This window comes from Acinetobacter sp. UBA6571 (genome assembly GCF_002434085.1).
GTDB lineage: Bacteria > Pseudomonadota > Gammaproteobacteria > Pseudomonadales > Moraxellaceae > Acinetobacter > Acinetobacter radioresistens.
Genome location: NZ_DJJJ01000050.1, coordinates 100,832 through 115,727 on the forward strand (window position 1 = coordinate 100,832; position 14,896 = coordinate 115,727).

Genomic DNA, 14,896 nt, shown 5'->3' on the forward strand with positions numbered 1-14,896 from the left:
GCCTGACTTTTTTTATTTTTTGTTGTTTTCTCTGCTGTTAGTTATTACATCTTCATCAGCTAAAGTTGCAGGGCACGCCCGTGCTTTTATAGAAGCTACTTAACTATAAACATTTAAAGTTTAATATTTTTTTGCTCTATATTGGCTATGCCAGTCCTTCCAGAAGTACAGAACAATACCAAACATTACAACACTTACCCCAGCAAATGCATGTGAACCAATTTGTTCATTATTCAGTGTGGCGCCTAGCATAAGCGCCAATACCGGGGTAATCACATTACTTAAAGATACTGTAGAAGCATTTAAGCGCTTGATCAGCCAGAAATAACACAGCATCGCCACAATAGAGGACATAACCATGGTAAATAAGAAGCCGATTATGGTTTTAGTACCTGGTATAGCAGTCGGTATATGTTCATAAATAAAAGGAACCAGCAGTAGTGAAGCCAGTGCTGATACTAAAAGCGAGCCTGTTGCTTGAGACATAGGGGCCAAAGGCGCATTAATCTGTTTAACCCAGAAAATCGAGCTGATATAGGACACCATACTGATAAACATCAGTACAACGCCAATTGGATTTACCTGAGTTTCTGCCTGATCTGCAAAAACGAAACTTAACCCTGCAACTGCTATCGCCATGCCCAGCCATTGTAGTGCCACCAATTTTTGAGTTTTCAAGATGACATGACCAATCAGCCCGGCAACCAGTGGCGAAAAACCAAAAATTAAAGCCATTAACCCCGAAGTAAGATAATTAGCTGCTAAATAGATAAATAACTGTGCACCAATCAGGTTCAGGCTACCGGCCAGATAACTCTTCATGGCCATCTGATCAAAAGGTAATGGAGCACGCATCAGTTTTAGAATCAGGAATGCCAGTATTGAAGCGCCAAAATAGCGAATAATGAGTACCCACATCGGGTGAACTTCTTCTACACTCCAGACAATGGCCAGTGGCGTGGTTGCCCAGATCAATACCAGTAGTGCATAAACAGATGAAGTAAACAGTAACGATGCAGATGGAGTGCCTGAAGCAGTTGAACTCATAAAATCGCTCATTCTTTAAAATTGAGTTTTTACCAATAAAAAACAGACTTATAGTGGGTCCATACTATAGGTCTGTTCAATAGAAAGCCGTTTTATTTAGGCAATTTTACGTAGCTCTTGGGCAAGGTCCAAGTGTGTATCTGCATGAAAAGCGATACCTTTGCTAATCATTTTTTTCAGATGGCGCATATCTTTAGCGGCATTGACCGTAATACCAGCCACAATAATTCCATTACTGACTCCGTACAGAATAAAAGATGAGGCAGGCCCCTGGCTAATATCCATAGTACCGCGCACATGCCATTCTGCCGCGCTCATGTCACCGACAAACTGGAAATTGATACCGAGCTGATCAGTCCAAAACCAGGCCGGATTTGCTTTAGAATGTTCAATACCCATCACATGGCGTGCAAAGATACCTGCCTGCAGATTGGCATTTTCCCAGGTTTCAACCCGGCTATACTGACCATCTGCACGAAGCTGGGTAGCAACATCCCCTGCTGCATAAATATCTGGATTAGAAGTCTGGCAGTTCTCATTCACCTTTACAGCAAAATCAACGTCCAGCCCAGCCTCAACTGCCAGACGCGCATTTGGGATAATGCCGATGCCATATATGACTGCATCTGCACGTAGCTCTTCACCATTTTCCAGTTGAATCACCACCTCTTCACCCTGCAGGCTACAGCCTGCAATTCTGGTTTCAAGACGGATATCGATACCGGCCTGACGATGCTGGGCCAGCAAGAACTCACTGAGTAACCGTGGTGAGCAGCGACCCATCACCATAGGGCCCATTTCAATTACAGTTACATGACAATGTTTAGAGCGCGCTGATGATGCCAGTTCCAGACCAATCACACCGCCACCAACCAAGATAATCCGGCGCTCGGGCTGCAATACGGGCACCAATGCCTGAGAGTCTTCCAGATTACGCAAGGTATAAACATGTTTACCTAAAGCATCAAGGTCCGGCAAGCGGCGCGGCGCGCCACCGGTAGCCAGTAACAACTTGTCATAACCAAGTACTTCACCATTTTTCAGAGTGAGCTGATGGGTATCGGCATTAATTTTTACTGCGGCATTGCCACGGATGACCTCAACGCCTAGCTCTGCCAGCTTCTGCACTGAAAGAATCTCAACTTTGGTTTCTTCAGGCTTCAAGATTACATCTTTAGATAAAGGCGGGCGTTCATAAGGTAAATGAACTTCATCACCCACCAGTATGATTTTCCCTGTGTATCCATTGGCACGAAGTTCCAGGATAGCGCTCGCACCTGCCTGACCGGCTCCTACAATAACAATAGTTTCAATGCTCATCTGTCTGTTTCCTTAATCTTTCAGTTCAGCAGAAACAATACCGAAACCTGCAATCCACTCACTGATAGCTTCATAGACATGGGTTGTCATCTGGTACTGCCCCAGCTCGGCAAAAGCGGCAAAGGCTGCAATCCAGCAGCGGATTTCCTGACCGCCACGGCCACCCTCACGGCGGATCTCGTCTTCGGTCATAGCCTCTAGCGCGGCAAAGTCCGCTTGGGCAAATTTTTCTAGTAATGCCTGATCCCACTTGGCATTCAGGGGCACTGCCACAGAAGTATCTCCTGCTGCCAGCTTCTGACCGACTGCAATGATTTTGGCCTGGCGTGCCTGACGTGCTTCAGCAGTCGGGTTACGGCCGGCGATCAGAAACTCTTCTACTTCGGGGGGTACTGCGCCCATTTGCGGCGTAGGCGGATCATGAGATAGACCACCTGTACCCAGAATCAGTACACGCTCCGCCTCAAGATCCAGTGACTTGATAAACTGGCCAATTGCCCGACCAAGCGCTACAGTGCGTTTAGGGGTAGGCATCGGAGCGGCTGCTCCGTTTACAAATACAGGAATGGTAGGATAGCGGTCGAGTTGACCATCACATAAAAAATGCAGTGGCTGCGTGACACCATGATCAGCCTGCATACGGTAGGAGTAGGCAACATCGACGCCTTCATTTAGTACACAACGTACCAGACTCAGGGCGGTCTGCTCTGGTACATCAATTTTGCCCGGACCATAGTTCCAGTCTCCCGCTGCACTGGCCCGGATACCTACACAAAAACTTGGCATCAGGTCATAGAAGAAACCATTAAAATGATCAGGGCCAAAAGCAATAATCAGTGTCGGATTATAAGCCTTGACTTGTTCAGACAACTTGGCAAAAACGGTACGAACTTTTTGTTCCTGAGAACTGTCCTGTGGAGAAGCAAACTCCATTAAAGGGCTATGTGAAGCACAAATCAGTTTAACGGGCATAAGACGCTCCTTAACACAAGGCAGCCAACAGGCTGCCATTTAGTCCTTTACTGCATGGGAAGATTTTATTCATCGAAGAAGCCTGCACGTGGCTGACGCAAGCCACGAATTCCCAATCCACACTCGGCATTAATCAGGACGCCAGTCAATGGCCGGTTATTCTGGCGAGAGGCCAGCAGTACGTAAGAACCTGTCATTTCCTCAGGTTCTGGCAAAAAGTTAAGCGGCATACCGCGAGCAATTTTTTCCGGATCACGCGCATCCAGCAGCCCAATATTTTCCTGTCCCAATGACGCCGCACCTTTGATATTGATATTCATACCGGAGGGAGCCACTGCATTGACCCGAACTTTAGGTGCAAGTTCATAAGCCAGTTCTTTCATGATACCCACACCAGCATGCTTGGAAGCGGTATAAACCGGGCCGCCACCTGCTGAATACAGTGCAGAATTAGACAGGGTAAAAACAATCGACCCTTCAGTTTTGACCAGCTCATTCAACGCAGCCTTGGCCCCTAGAATAAGTGACTTGGTGTTAATACCCATAATTTCATCAAAGGCTTTATCCAGCTGCTCGCCAGAGGTATTGACGATATCGGCATAGTGATCCCAGATGCCAGCATTACCAATGAAGCAGTCCAGCTTGCCAAATCGCTCTACGGTTGCCTGAACAGCACGGACATTGTCTTCATAGTTGGCCACATCACCAGCGACAGCCACAATCTGGTCACCAAACCGTTCTTTTAGGGCATCTACTTTAGACTGTGAACGTTGTAATACCCCCACATGCGCGCCTTCTTCCAGAAAACGCTCAACTAAAGCCCAGCCCAGACCTGAACCGCCACCAGTGATCAGTGCAACTTCACCTTTTAGCCAACCCATGATTACTCTCCTGCCATCTCTACATATAAAGCACCGTCTTCAATCATTACCGGAAAAGTCTGAATCGGATCGGTAGCCGGCAGGCATAGTGCCTGACCGGTTTTTAGACAGAAACGGGCTGAATGCAGAGGACACTCTACCGTCCCGTCATCTTCAAGATAACCTTCTGACATGGAAGCATTACCATGTGAACAACGGTCGTTCATGGCGAAGAAATCTCCGCCATTGTTGAATACTGCCAAGGCATCAATACCATTTATGCCGCAGTCTACTTTTAGCGCTTCACCTTCATCGAGCTCATCGACCTGGCAAACAAAAATCTTATTCATTAGAAGAATACACTCAGGTTATGTGACGTATAGGTCGCTTGATCAAGCGTGATCTTGCGGTTGAAAATCTGGAAGCCAAGACCACCTTCAACCTTGCGAATCTTGTCATGACGCTTGCCACAATAAATCGTCACGTCTTTTTCTTTCTGGGCACGGTACAATACATAAGTAACGTAGACATAGTATTCACCTTCTACGTCAGTTGGCTCAACAATAATATTTGAAACCATGTGGGTAGTACGTGATGGAGGCTCTTCAGCCCAAGCCATACCGGTTTCCAGACGTGCGACCCGGCGTTCCAGCAGGTCTTTGGTGTCATTAAAAACCCAAGTGGTTGGCGGTTGTACCGAACGGCGACGGTCACGGGTCTGCGCATTTGCAGTCGTACGCAGCGTATAAGAGATATCATCGGCCAGCATGTCTAGCCAGGCACGGAAATCCCAGTCGTCCAGTGCTTTGGCTTCACGGTATAAAAACTGGCTAATCTGATGATGAAGTTCTAAACTGATCTGACTCATTTCATTAGCTCCTTCTCATATTCGTCAGCGGCTTTCTCGACTTCTTCCCATGTTTCATGAATCAGCAGATCTGCCCAGCGGCGATATAAACCACGTGCTGCAGTTTCAGAGAAAATGTAATTGATAATCCCCGGAATGCCATCTTCACGAACTTTTTCATTGCCCAGACCCATTTTCATAATGAGCGGATTATTACGGGCCTTATAGCCGCGTAATACTTTCTGGATTTCGATCCAGTTCTCAGAGTCATCCTGCTCAAGAAAACCTGCCGGACCAAATGCACGTGTCGCAGAGCGTTCAAATGCTTCTTTAACTTCCTGAGAGGCTTCAGCATCAGCAATACAGAAAGCCCAGACTTCTGTCTTATTTGGACCACGCGGATGCCACACACGGAGTGTTGCTGTACCATTTAGCCATGACAATGTCGGGAACATATTATTGTGACCCGCCAAACGTAAAGCACGTACTTCACCCAGACGCTCTTTGACCTCTTCATAGGTTTCACGGAAATAATTGGCGACTTCACCATCTACCCATACATTTGCATCTGGCTTTTCCGTAAAGAAGAAGCCTGAACCGTGGCCACGCGAGCCATACTGGATAGCATCTTTCGCAGTTTCCCAAACTGGACGTGCAGTCTGTGCTGCGCCTAATTTCTTAGAAGTTTCATCATCCGGTTTTGCGCCCAGAACCTGAATGGCAGAAGCATGCGAAAACAGTGCATGGTACTGGTCAGAAGCAAACTGTTCCGCTGCAAATTTCCAGTTACATTCAATTTCCCATTTATGTACGCCGCCAATGATTTCTGTACCACCCGGACGACGGTCCAGCACCCCATCCAGATACCAGGCAATATCACCCATGTAGTCCACCAGATCAGGCGTGGTTTCATCCCAACAGCCAAAGATCAGGCCTTTATAAGACTCGACACGGTTGACTTCAATTAAACCCCATTTTTCTTTACAGGCACCTTGTGGAAAAGCACGGTCTTCCAGGGGAATATCTTTTAATGAACCATCTACACCGTAAGACCAGCCATGATACGGACAGGTAAATGCACGGGTATTACCACAATCAGCGAAACTGACACGCATTGAACGATGGCGACACTGGTTTAATAATGCTTTGATTGAGCCGTCTTTTTGACGTACCACAATGATTGGATCTTCACCCATATAAGTGTTGAAAAAATCACCCGCCTTAGGTATCTGGCTTTCATGACAAAGGAATAACCAAGTACGCCCAAATACGCGTTCCAGTTCCAATTCGTACAGATCCGGATCAGTGTAGATAGATGGCGAGATACGTCCATTTTGTGCATCGACCAAAGCATCGATTTCACGCACATCAATTTTGCGACTCATGAAAAGCACTCCTGTGACTGAGCGTCAACCAAAGTTATTAGACTCAACTAGACAGGGATAATGATTTTTTAACCGTTTTTAGTGAAATATTTATTTTGTTTTAATTAATAGATTTTTTAGATTATTAAGAGATAAAATTTCTATAGTAAAACTCGGGCATATTGTCAAATAGTATTTATTTTCTAAATAGTAGAATAATCTTCACGAGATAGTTGTTTATAGATTATACTTTTCGCCAATTATAATAAGACATTTTTTGGATTAGTCTTATGGAATTACGCCACCTTCGCTATTTCATTACAGTTGCAGAAGAACTGAACTTTAGTAAGGCAGCCTTAAAACTGTATACCGCCCAGCCCTCTCTTAGCCAACAGATCAAGGACCTTGAAGAAGATGTTGGCGTCAAGCTGTTACACCGTACCAAACGTAAAGTTGAACTGACTGAAGAAGGCGCTGTTTTTCTGGAACAGGCGCGTTTGACCTTGGCGCAGGCAGATAAAGCCGTAGCAATGGCGCGTCAGGTTTCTAAAGCCAAACAGCAGATGCTCAGAATCGGTTTTGTTCCGGTTGCTGAAATGAAAGTATTCCCTTATGTTCTACCTAACTTAAGGGTTCAGAATCCGGACCTTAAAATCGAACTGCTCAGCCTTAACAACAATGAACAGATGCGGTTAATTAAGAAGGGTGAACTGGACATTACCTTTACCCGGCAGAACTTTCAGAATGACGAAATTGAAAGCCAGTTTGTTCTGCGTGAGCCCCTGATTTTCATATTGCCTAAAGATCATCCGCTCACTAAATATGAGCGTATTCCAGTAAAAGCACTTGATGGCATAGATTTTATAATTCCAGCTGCGGAAGAGTCACTTACCCTGCATAACCTGATTCTCGATTTTGCCAAACAAAACGGTATTGAGTTCAATATCATACAAAAGGCAGATAACATCCTGTTTAATATTAATTCTATCGGTATCGGTCTTGGCTGTACAATTTTGCCGGGTTATATTGCGCCACTGATGATGGAAAATACGGTAATCCGACCGCTCAGTGTAGAGCTGCCTTTTTTAGATTTATATGTCAGCTATCGTAAAGACACGGCTTTAGTTACTGCGCATAAATTTATTGAACTGCTGACCAAGGTGTTTTATCTCGATATTAACCGTAATGATGCCTAATTTTTTTCCTGACTGATGCGTATACATTTTACCCTACTATTTTTTTAAAAAATATTAGGGTCTGTTTTTTAACTACCCAGCCATATTTTTTCAGGTACTAGCTCTCTTTTTTTACTATTTCAGCCTACTTAGCACGTATCTTAAAAAGCCAAATTTTAGTGCTGTATTTTTCTCATGATAAATTACAACTTAAGTCTAATATCTGAACCAGACTCTATAGTAAATTGAATCTAGCTTAAAGTTATAACAATAACCAATTGAAAAACTGGAGTTATATATGACGTTCGGTATTTTTCATTCTTTGATGAGTGGTATTAAAAATCGTCCGCAATTTTTTCTGGCTTTTCTGACAGCAGCAGTATTAAGTATGCTGTTATTCTGGTTAACGTCCTGGTCTTGGTCGACCAATTTATTGATTGGCTGGAATACAGCAATATGGTTATTTCTGGCTAATCTGGCTTATCGCATGTGGCAGGCAGATCATAGCGATATGCAAGAACAGGCAAAACGCCAAGATGAGAGTAAATGGATTATTCTGCTTTTAGTCATCATGGCTTTAATCATGTGTATGGTCGCCATCGGAGCCCAACTTTCAGACTTGCCTAAAACAGGCTGGCTCAAATTTGGTCATCTTTTACTGGCATTTTTAACGATCATGTCATCCTGGTTATTAATGCATAGTGTATTTGCCCTGCACTATGCTCATGACTTTTATCTTGCCCGCTCCAGGGGCCAGAATGATGGCTTGAATTTTCCGGAAACTGAACGTCCGACCTATCCCGACTTTATTCACTTTAGCTATATTATGGGTACGGCCGCCCAGACAGCTGACATTGAAATCACCAATCGGCGCATGCGCATGTTAAATACTTTACATGCCTTGCTGTCATTCGGTTTTAATACTGTGATTCTAGCTATTTGTATCAACGTTGCTTCAGGCTTACTTGGCGGTTCTTAAATAATTTACCTCATAAAAAGGATGGCTAAAGCCATCCTTTTTAAGTGAAATACTATACCGGTTAAACACCATGTGCCGTGAGATAGTTTTTAACAACGGTATTAAACTCATCAGCTTTTTCAACCTGTGACCAGTGACCGCACTGGCTAAAAATATGTGCGTCCGCATTTGGTACTACATTCAGGATATCCCAAGTCCGTGACACTGGAATCACCACATCTTGCGTCCCGTGAATCAGCAGTACAGGAACTGTAATATTTTTCATTTTCTCGAAATCAAGCGGGAATTCGAAACGGTCACGATCACGTGCGCCCACAACATCCATCAGACGGTCAGATGCATAATCATTTTTTGCAGAAGCAAAACGTACCTTAACCAGCTCATCGGTAATCAGGTCTTTGTTGACTACAAACATTGATAGGGTTTTCTTGATTCCGTCTTCGGTCAGCACCGGATTGGCATGCGCTTTAAGTGCTGCTGTCTGTTTTGCACCGCCTGTGCCCATCGATACGATTCCAAGCACACGTTCCGGATAGTCAAGCGCCAGCTGGAATGCCAGCCAGCCACCAAGTGAATTACCTACCAGCCAGGTCTTTTCAATACCCAGTGCATCTAGAGTACGGATAGCATGGTCCACCCAGGCACGAATACCATATGGAGTGCCCGGTGCCACTACAGTCTGTCCATAACCAATCGTATCAATTGCTATACAACGCGCCTGCTCGCCAAGCTGGGGCAGGTTTAACCACCAGTTTGCAGCAGCAGAGACACCAGTTCCCGACCCATGTAAAAACAGAATAGGTGTTCCCTCACCCACCTCATGATAATGGGTCAGCTCACCTTCAGCCGTCTCAATCCACTTATCTTCCAAACCAAAAAATGGGTCCGTTTTATAATCAGGGATTTGTACAGTGCTCATACTTACTCCTCGTACAGCCTTAACCTGTTTTTGCTTCATTCATAAAACAGGTCAAAAGATTCAATTTGATGATTTTACCTATTCATATTACATGTTCGGCAAAGTCCGACTGATACTTAATAACGATGACAAATGACAAAAAAACGATAATTTAAACTTTTGTTTTTTATAAAATTAATTTCATTATTTATTTAAAGATTCTGTATTTTCATTATAGCGTAAACAAAAAGAGGATGGCCTGTTTCAAGTCATCCTCTAGCAAGTCTCTGTGGCTAAAACTTATAAGTATAGGTTGTCGCTATACGATGTTCTTCCAGATCCATAAATCCTGGAATCTGCTCATAGTTCACATCAATATACATCCATTGCAGTCCTAAGCCCTTCAGCCTGCCTTCCGGTACTGTATAACCTATAATGAGATTATTCTCATCTTCTTTACCCCGGGTCCCGTTGCCATTATCTATATTCCAGCCTTCATAGTGGCGAACTGTTGCAGTTAATCCGGGTACACCAGCTTCTTTGAAATCATAGCTGTATCCTAGACTCCATGATTTTTCATCTTTACGGATAAAACTCGCCACTGACCAGTTGGCCAAGTAGGGTTGTGGGACCCAACCCGACAAGGTTGGAAAAAATGGAGCATGACTACCATGCTCACCAAACATTTGCTGATAACCGGCATCTAATGTATGCGAACCATGAGTCCAGGCAGCTTTTAATGACAGAGCCTGACTATCAATCTGGCCATATAGTGCTTCTCCTGATTCCTGATTGTCAAAATAGCGGACATGGGTCGCCAGCTGGTTGTGCTGGTCTAGTTTTTTGTTATACATGACGCCAATATAATGCTGACGATAGATTTCAGTGACGTCTCCGTAGAAATAACTGAGCCCAAGCTCGGGGCTAAGCTGGTAATCCACCCCAGCTATGATCATGCCATGACTGTCTCCCGCTTTGATCTGGTTTTTTTCTGTATTCAGTTCATTTGGCCACAATTTAAAATCATGCAACTGATTTTCATATCGTGCATTAATACCATCCAGATAACCGAATGTTATCTTGGTTTTATCAAGATCTTTAGATTCAAGCCATATGCCCTGATAAGTGGTCAACAGTTGCCGTGAAGGGTCAAAGTAGACTACTGGCGTCATGGGCAGGATCTCTCCGATCCGCAATTCGGTGTTACTAACTTTGGCTTTAAGAGTGATACCTAGCTTGAAATTATCGCGGGCCTGCTTTTTGCTAGCATAATCATAAGGCATGATATAATCATTATCTCCACGGTCATTACTCAGACGCAATGCATATTGCGCCAGCAGGTCTATGCCGACCTGAGCTTTCCCTAACTCCAAATAACCTGATTTTGCGTCCAGCGTGATTCCCTGTGACCAGCTGCCAAAATCTTGTGGCTTGTTCAGATCAGGCTGGCTAATCTGGCGGTCCAGATAAAAATTACGCAGCTTTAGCTGAACTTGACTGTTATCAGTAAAATCTGCATGAGTAATAGAAGTTCCTGAGGTTGTTACCGCAGCAAAAAGTGCTATCCATAAGTTGTGGGAATGCATGGCTCAAATCCATTGATCAAGTAAAGCAATGGCGCTATCATGCTGAACAATAATCTGATAAAAAATCAGACTACAGTATGAAGATTCTGATTAAAAAGTATTTTTTAGACAGAGTATAATGATCTTTTATTATTCTTTAAGAGCTTTTAGCAATAAGCCATTTTTCTGGATAAATATTAAGATATGATTTAAAACCTGACTAACTGGCATATTGCCCAGAAGAATCAGATATTTTTCTCAAATTATAATTTTTATAAGTGTTTTTAAGTTTAAGTATTTTATTCAGATTTAATATGTCTAAATTATACTTATAAGAAATAACTTTAATCTGAACGATATTTTCTATATTTCAGTTCTCAGATTTTGTATAGACCCGTTAGCTTTAAGTCAAAAAGGCTGAGTTTTAATGAGCTTAAACTGGCCGTTCTGCTCTATAAAGTATTTGGTAGAGCAGCCTTCCTCATTATCATAACCGCCAGAAGTAATAAAGAGACGGCTATTCGCCCGGTAATAGATTTCATAATCGGTGAAGCTCGCTTCTTTATAACATGCGGTCAATGCACCAGAAGGTAAAAACTGGGTAGCACCATTTCTCACATTAAATGCAATTCCAATAATACAGCTGGTCCCGCAGCCAAAAAAGTCAATAACATAATGTCCGGCAAAATTTGGCTTTTCATTTTTCAGATAGCCAAAACGGGTTCTATAATTTTTTGTATTTTCATTCAGTTGCATCGCCGCATTTTTACCCTTAAACACTGGAGCAGGATAATCAGAGAACTGCGGGACTTTTGCGAAAATAATACTGGAATTTAGCAGCAAAAATATAATCAGAAGTTTCTTCATACTTGTTTTGGTTTTATTGAATATATTGAAGCAGTGTATATGATATTGCTTTAAATAAAAAAGCGTCCGAACTGGACGCTTTTTAAACTGATTATTTTAAAGCTTAAACACTTGCTGTTTTGGCTTTTGACATGGTGAGTGCCAAGTCTTCAATCATATCCTCCTGACCGCCTACGGTACCACGGCGACCAAGTTCCATCAGGATTTCACGCGCAGAAATACCATACTTCGCTTCAGCACGTTTAGCGAACAACAGGAATGAAGAGTAAACACCAGCATAACCTAAAGTTGCCGCATCACGGTCGGCTCGGATCGGGTTGTGCATCATTGGGATCACTAAATCTTCGGCCACATCCTGTACTTTGAACAGGTCAACACCAGTGTCCATACCCATACGGTTTGCAACAGCAATAAATAGCTCAAGTGGTGTATTACCTGCACCCGCACCTAGACCTGCAGATGCCAAGTCTACACGAACAGCGCCTGCTTCAACCGCAGCCACAGTATTGGCAACCCCCATACCCAGGTTATGGTGACCATGAAAACCGAGTTCGATGCCTGAATCAAGTGCATCACGCAAACATGCTACACGGTCAGTGACATCTTGTGGCAGCATATAGCCCGCAGAGTCCGTTACATAGATACAGTTTGCACCATAAGACACCATTTTTTTTGCTTCTTCAAGCAGTTGTGCTGGAGTTGCCATGTGCGCAAGCATCAGGAAACCGACAGTATCCATCTCTAGCTTACGTGCAGCTGTAATGTGCTGTTCAGAGCAGTCGGCTTCAGTACAGTGAGTCGCCACACGAATGGTAGATACACCAATTTCATGTGCCATTTTTAAATGGTCAACCGTACCAATACCAGGCAGGAGTAATGCAGAAATTTTTGCATTTTTCATCCGTGGCACAACTGCAGACAGATATTCTTCATCCGTTGCGGCAGCAAAACCATAGTTCACTGATGAACCACCCAGGCCGTCACCATGAGTCACTTCAATTAAAGGTACGCCAGCATCATCCAGTGCTGTTGAAATCGCAATCATTTGTTCAACAGTAGTCTGATGGCGCTGCGGATGCATACCATCACGTAAAGTCATATCATGAACAATAATCTTAGACATTTTGGTATTCCTTTAAGCTTCAACAGTCTTAAACACGTGTTCTGCAAACATTTCTGCTGTACGTGCAGCTGCTGCAGTCATAATATCCAGGTTGCCTGCATATTTCGGCAGGAAGTCACCCAGACCTTCTACTTCTAAGTAAATTGATACGCGGTTACCATCAAATATCGGACCATTTACCAGTTTATAACCGGGTACGTATTTCTGAACGTCCTTGATCATCGCATGTACTGAATCAGTGATTGCAGCCTGATCTGGCTCGCCTTCAACCAGACAATGAACTGTGTCACGCATCATTAGAGGTGGCTCGGCCGGATTAATAATAATGATGGCTTTACCCTGTTTTGCACCGCCGACCTTTTCGATTGCACCCGCAGTGGTCCGTGTAAACTCATCAATGTTCTTACGCGTACCCGGACCAACTGATTTGGTCGACACAGTCGCAATGATTTCACCGTATTCAACAGGCTGAACGCGTGACACTGCCGCCACCATCGGAATCGTTGCCTGACCGCCGCATGTCACCATATTAACATTTGGCACCTCACCTGCAGCCAGTAATGCCTCAAGGTTGACCGGTGGTACACAGAACGGACCAATTGCAGCCGGAGTCAAGTCAATCATTAGTACGCCAAGTTCATTTAGCTTGCGACTGTTTTCAGCATGGACATAAGCAGAAGTGGCATCAAATGCAATCTTAATGTCATCTTCGATTATGTGAGGAAGCAGACCATCGACACCTTCAGCCGTGGTTTTTAGACCCATTTTCGCTGCACGTGCCAGACCTTCAGAGGTTGGGTCGATTCCCACCATCCAGACTGGCTCCAACCATTCGCTGCGTTGCAGTTTATAAAGCAAATCAGTACCAATATTCCCAGGACCAATCATTGCACATTTAATCTTTTTCATGAATGTACTCTCTCAAAATCTAGCTTATTCAGCAGCGAATGCGGCTGTAACAGAGCCGAAACCTTCAATTTCAACCTTGAATTCATCACCTGGGTGAGCTACCACCATCGGGCCTAAAGCACCTGTTAAAATAATGTCACCTTTTAACAATGGTCGACCACGGCGCACCATCTCGTCTGCCAGCCATACTGCGGCATTTAAAGGATTAGCCAGGCAGGCTTTACCAATGCCTTGAGACACCACTTCTTCAGCGCGTGTCATCACCATCTTGCAGTTCACCAGATCAAGATTTTCTAATTTAACTGGCTGAGAACCCAGTACAAATGCAGCAGAAGAGGCGTTATCTGCTACGGTATCAATCAGGCTGATTTTCCAGTTTTCGATACGGCTATCGACCACTTCAATCGCGGGCAACGCATAATCAGTTGCACTGATGATGTCTGCATAGGTATGTTTTTCTTTGGTTAAGTCTTCTTTAATTACCAATGCAATTTCTGCTTCTACTTTTGGCTGAATTAGTTTGCCGGCAGGGATCAGTTCAGCATCGCCATACGCCATATCGGCAAATAGCATCCCGAAATCTGGCTGATCAACTCCAAGCTGAGCCTGCACAACCTTAGAGGTCAGGCCAATCTTGCGACCGACCAGACGGCGCCCTTGGACAAGTGCCCGTTCAGTATTTACATCCTGTACCGCATATGCGATATCAACATCAGCATTTTCACCCCCCAGTTCCGGACGGATCGGGGCAATAGCCTGGACAGTAGTTTCAGCCTGATAAAGTGCTAAAGCCACTGATTCAACGACAGCAGAATTTGACATCAAAGTTCCCTTAACTGCAAAGATTGTTCAAATACCGTTTCAGATGGAAGCTCGTCTGTGCATCAAGGAAAAATAAATCTGAAGAAAACAGATCAGTCAGCACAGTGGCTGGATAGGACCCTTCCAGAAAGCAGGTATATATAGACAG

General features: G+C 44.1%; 15 protein-coding genes. 2 read left to right on the forward strand and 13 right to left on the reverse strand.

The window, feature by feature from the left end:
* Window positions 1-120: 120 nt before the first annotated feature.
* The 7 genes from B3X18_RS09525 to hcaE form a co-directional block, all read right to left on the reverse strand.
* Window positions 121-1,047, reverse strand: a complete 927-nt coding sequence (locus B3X18_RS09525; RefSeq protein WP_005023219.1) for a DMT family transporter — start codon at window positions 1,045-1,047, stop codon at window positions 121-123.
* 96 nt (window positions 1,048-1,143) lie between these two features.
* A complete protein-coding gene (gene hcaD / locus B3X18_RS09530; RefSeq protein WP_005023218.1) occupies window positions 1,144-2,367 on the reverse strand; it encodes a 3-phenylpropionate/cinnamic acid dioxygenase ferredoxin--NAD(+) reductase subunit in 1,224 nt (407 codons plus the stop codon).
* Between the two features lie 12 nt (window positions 2,368-2,379).
* On the reverse strand, window positions 2,380-3,339 hold the full coding sequence (locus B3X18_RS09535; RefSeq protein ID WP_005023216.1) for a 3-carboxyethylcatechol 2,3-dioxygenase: 960 nt from the start codon (window positions 3,337-3,339) through the stop codon (window positions 2,380-2,382).
* Window positions 3,340-3,404: 65 nt separating this feature from the next.
* Window positions 3,405-4,220: a 3-phenylpropionate-dihydrodiol/cinnamic acid-dihydrodiol dehydrogenase gene (gene hcaB, locus B3X18_RS09540; protein ID WP_017400696.1), complete on the reverse strand. Its 816-nt coding sequence runs from the start codon at window positions 4,218-4,220 to the stop codon at window positions 3,405-3,407.
* A gap of 2 nt (window positions 4,221-4,222) precedes the next feature.
* Complete coding sequence (gene hcaC, locus B3X18_RS09545) at window positions 4,223-4,549, reverse strand: 3-phenylpropionate/cinnamic acid dioxygenase ferredoxin subunit (RefSeq protein WP_005023212.1); 327 nt, start codon at window positions 4,547-4,549, stop codon at window positions 4,223-4,225.
* On the reverse strand, window positions 4,549-5,067 hold the full coding sequence (hcaF, locus tag B3X18_RS09550) for a 3-phenylpropionate/cinnamic acid dioxygenase subunit beta (RefSeq protein WP_005023210.1): 519 nt from the start codon (window positions 5,065-5,067) through the stop codon (window positions 4,549-4,551). The genes hcaC and hcaF overlap by 1 nt, the downstream gene beginning before the upstream one ends.
* Window positions 5,064-6,431 (reverse strand): 3-phenylpropionate/cinnamic acid dioxygenase subunit alpha, encoded by a 1,368-nt coding sequence (hcaE, locus tag B3X18_RS09555; protein WP_005023208.1) that lies wholly within the window; start codon window positions 6,429-6,431, stop codon window positions 5,064-5,066. Before hcaE ends, hcaF begins: the two co-directional genes overlap by 4 nt.
* A 269-nt stretch (window positions 6,432-6,700) precedes the next feature.
* Between hcaE and hcaR the strand changes: the two genes are divergently transcribed.
* Window positions 6,701-7,606 carry a DNA-binding transcriptional regulator HcaR gene (hcaR, locus tag B3X18_RS09560; protein WP_005016808.1) on the forward strand — a complete coding sequence of 302 codons (906 nt, stop codon included), beginning with the start codon at window positions 6,701-6,703 and terminating at the stop codon, window positions 7,604-7,606.
* Between the two features lie 277 nt (window positions 7,607-7,883).
* Entirely contained in the window at window positions 7,884-8,564 is a 681-nt protein-coding gene (locus tag B3X18_RS09565) for a DUF1345 domain-containing protein (RefSeq protein WP_005023206.1), read from the forward strand.
* Between the two features lie 61 nt (window positions 8,565-8,625).
* Here the strand turns inward: B3X18_RS09565 and B3X18_RS09570 are convergent, their stop codons facing one another.
* From B3X18_RS09570 to B3X18_RS09595, 6 genes are all read right to left on the reverse strand, one after another.
* On the reverse strand, window positions 8,626-9,483 hold the full coding sequence (locus tag B3X18_RS09570) for an alpha/beta fold hydrolase (protein ID WP_005023204.1): 858 nt from the start codon (window positions 9,481-9,483) through the stop codon (window positions 8,626-8,628).
* Window positions 9,484-9,755: 272 nt separating this feature from the next.
* Complete coding sequence (locus tag B3X18_RS09575) at window positions 9,756-11,048, reverse strand: OprD family outer membrane porin (RefSeq protein WP_005023202.1); 1,293 nt, start codon at window positions 11,046-11,048, stop codon at window positions 9,756-9,758.
* A 387-nt stretch (window positions 11,049-11,435) separates the two neighbouring features.
* Entirely contained in the window at window positions 11,436-11,894 is a 459-nt protein-coding gene (locus B3X18_RS09580; RefSeq protein WP_005023200.1) for a hypothetical protein, read from the reverse strand.
* A gap of 103 nt (window positions 11,895-11,997) precedes the next feature.
* Window positions 11,998-13,017 carry a 4-hydroxy-2-oxovalerate aldolase gene (gene dmpG, locus B3X18_RS09585; protein ID WP_005023198.1) on the reverse strand — a complete coding sequence of 340 codons (1,020 nt, stop codon included), beginning with the start codon at window positions 13,015-13,017 and terminating at the stop codon, window positions 11,998-12,000.
* Window positions 13,018-13,029: 12 nt separating this feature from the next.
* Complete coding sequence (locus B3X18_RS09590) at window positions 13,030-13,926, reverse strand: acetaldehyde dehydrogenase (acetylating) (protein ID WP_026443934.1); 897 nt, start codon at window positions 13,924-13,926, stop codon at window positions 13,030-13,032.
* Window positions 13,927-13,950: 24 nt separating this feature from the next.
* Window positions 13,951-14,748, reverse strand: coding sequence for a 2-keto-4-pentenoate hydratase (locus tag B3X18_RS09595; protein ID WP_026443935.1), 798 nt, complete (start codon window positions 14,746-14,748; stop codon window positions 13,951-13,953).
* Window positions 14,749-14,896 lie beyond the last annotated feature (148 nt).

Excerpts from the sequence above, each read along its gene's own strand:
- hcaE (WP_005023208.1), bottom strand. The coding sequence starts at position 6,431 with ATGAGTCGCAAAATTGATGTGCGTGAAATCGATGCTTTGGTCGATGCA.
- B3X18_RS09570 (WP_005023204.1), bottom strand. The coding sequence starts at position 9,483 with ATGAGCACTGTACAAATCCCTGATTATAAAACGGACCCATTTTTTGGT.
- hcaR (WP_005016808.1), top strand. The coding sequence starts at position 6,701 with ATGGAATTACGCCACCTTCGCTATTTCATTACAGTTGCAGAAGAACTG.
- hcaD (WP_005023218.1), bottom strand. The coding sequence starts at position 2,367 with ATGAGCATTGAAACTATTGTTATTGTAGGAGCCGGTCAGGCAGGTGCG.
- hcaC (WP_005023212.1), bottom strand. The coding sequence starts at position 4,549 with ATGAATAAGATTTTTGTTTGCCAGGTCGATGAGCTCGATGAAGGTGAA.
- B3X18_RS09525 (WP_005023219.1), bottom strand. The coding sequence starts at position 1,047 with ATGAGTTCAACTGCTTCAGGCACTCCATCTGCATCGTTACTGTTTACT.
- B3X18_RS09565 (WP_005023206.1), top strand. The coding sequence starts at position 7,884 with ATGACGTTCGGTATTTTTCATTCTTTGATGAGTGGTATTAAAAATCGT.
- hcaB (WP_017400696.1), bottom strand. The coding sequence starts at position 4,220 with ATGGGTTGGCTAAAAGGTGAAGTTGCACTGATCACTGGTGGCGGTTCA.
- hcaF (WP_005023210.1), bottom strand. The coding sequence starts at position 5,067 with ATGAGTCAGATCAGTTTAGAACTTCATCATCAGATTAGCCAGTTTTTA.
- B3X18_RS09595 (WP_026443935.1), bottom strand. The coding sequence starts at position 14,748 with ATGTCAAATTCTGCTGTCGTTGAATCAGTGGCTTTAGCACTTTATCAG.
- B3X18_RS09535 (WP_005023216.1), bottom strand. The coding sequence starts at position 3,339 with ATGCCCGTTAAACTGATTTGTGCTTCACATAGCCCTTTAATGGAGTTT.
- B3X18_RS09580 (WP_005023200.1), bottom strand. The coding sequence starts at position 11,894 with ATGAAGAAACTTCTGATTATATTTTTGCTGCTAAATTCCAGTATTATT.
- dmpG (WP_005023198.1), bottom strand. The coding sequence starts at position 13,017 with ATGTCTAAGATTATTGTTCATGATATGACTTTACGTGATGGTATGCAT.
- B3X18_RS09590 (WP_026443934.1), bottom strand. The coding sequence starts at position 13,926 with ATGAAAAAGATTAAATGTGCAATGATTGGTCCTGGGAATATTGGTACT.
- B3X18_RS09575 (WP_005023202.1), bottom strand. The coding sequence starts at position 11,048 with ATGCATTCCCACAACTTATGGATAGCACTTTTTGCTGCGGTAACAACC.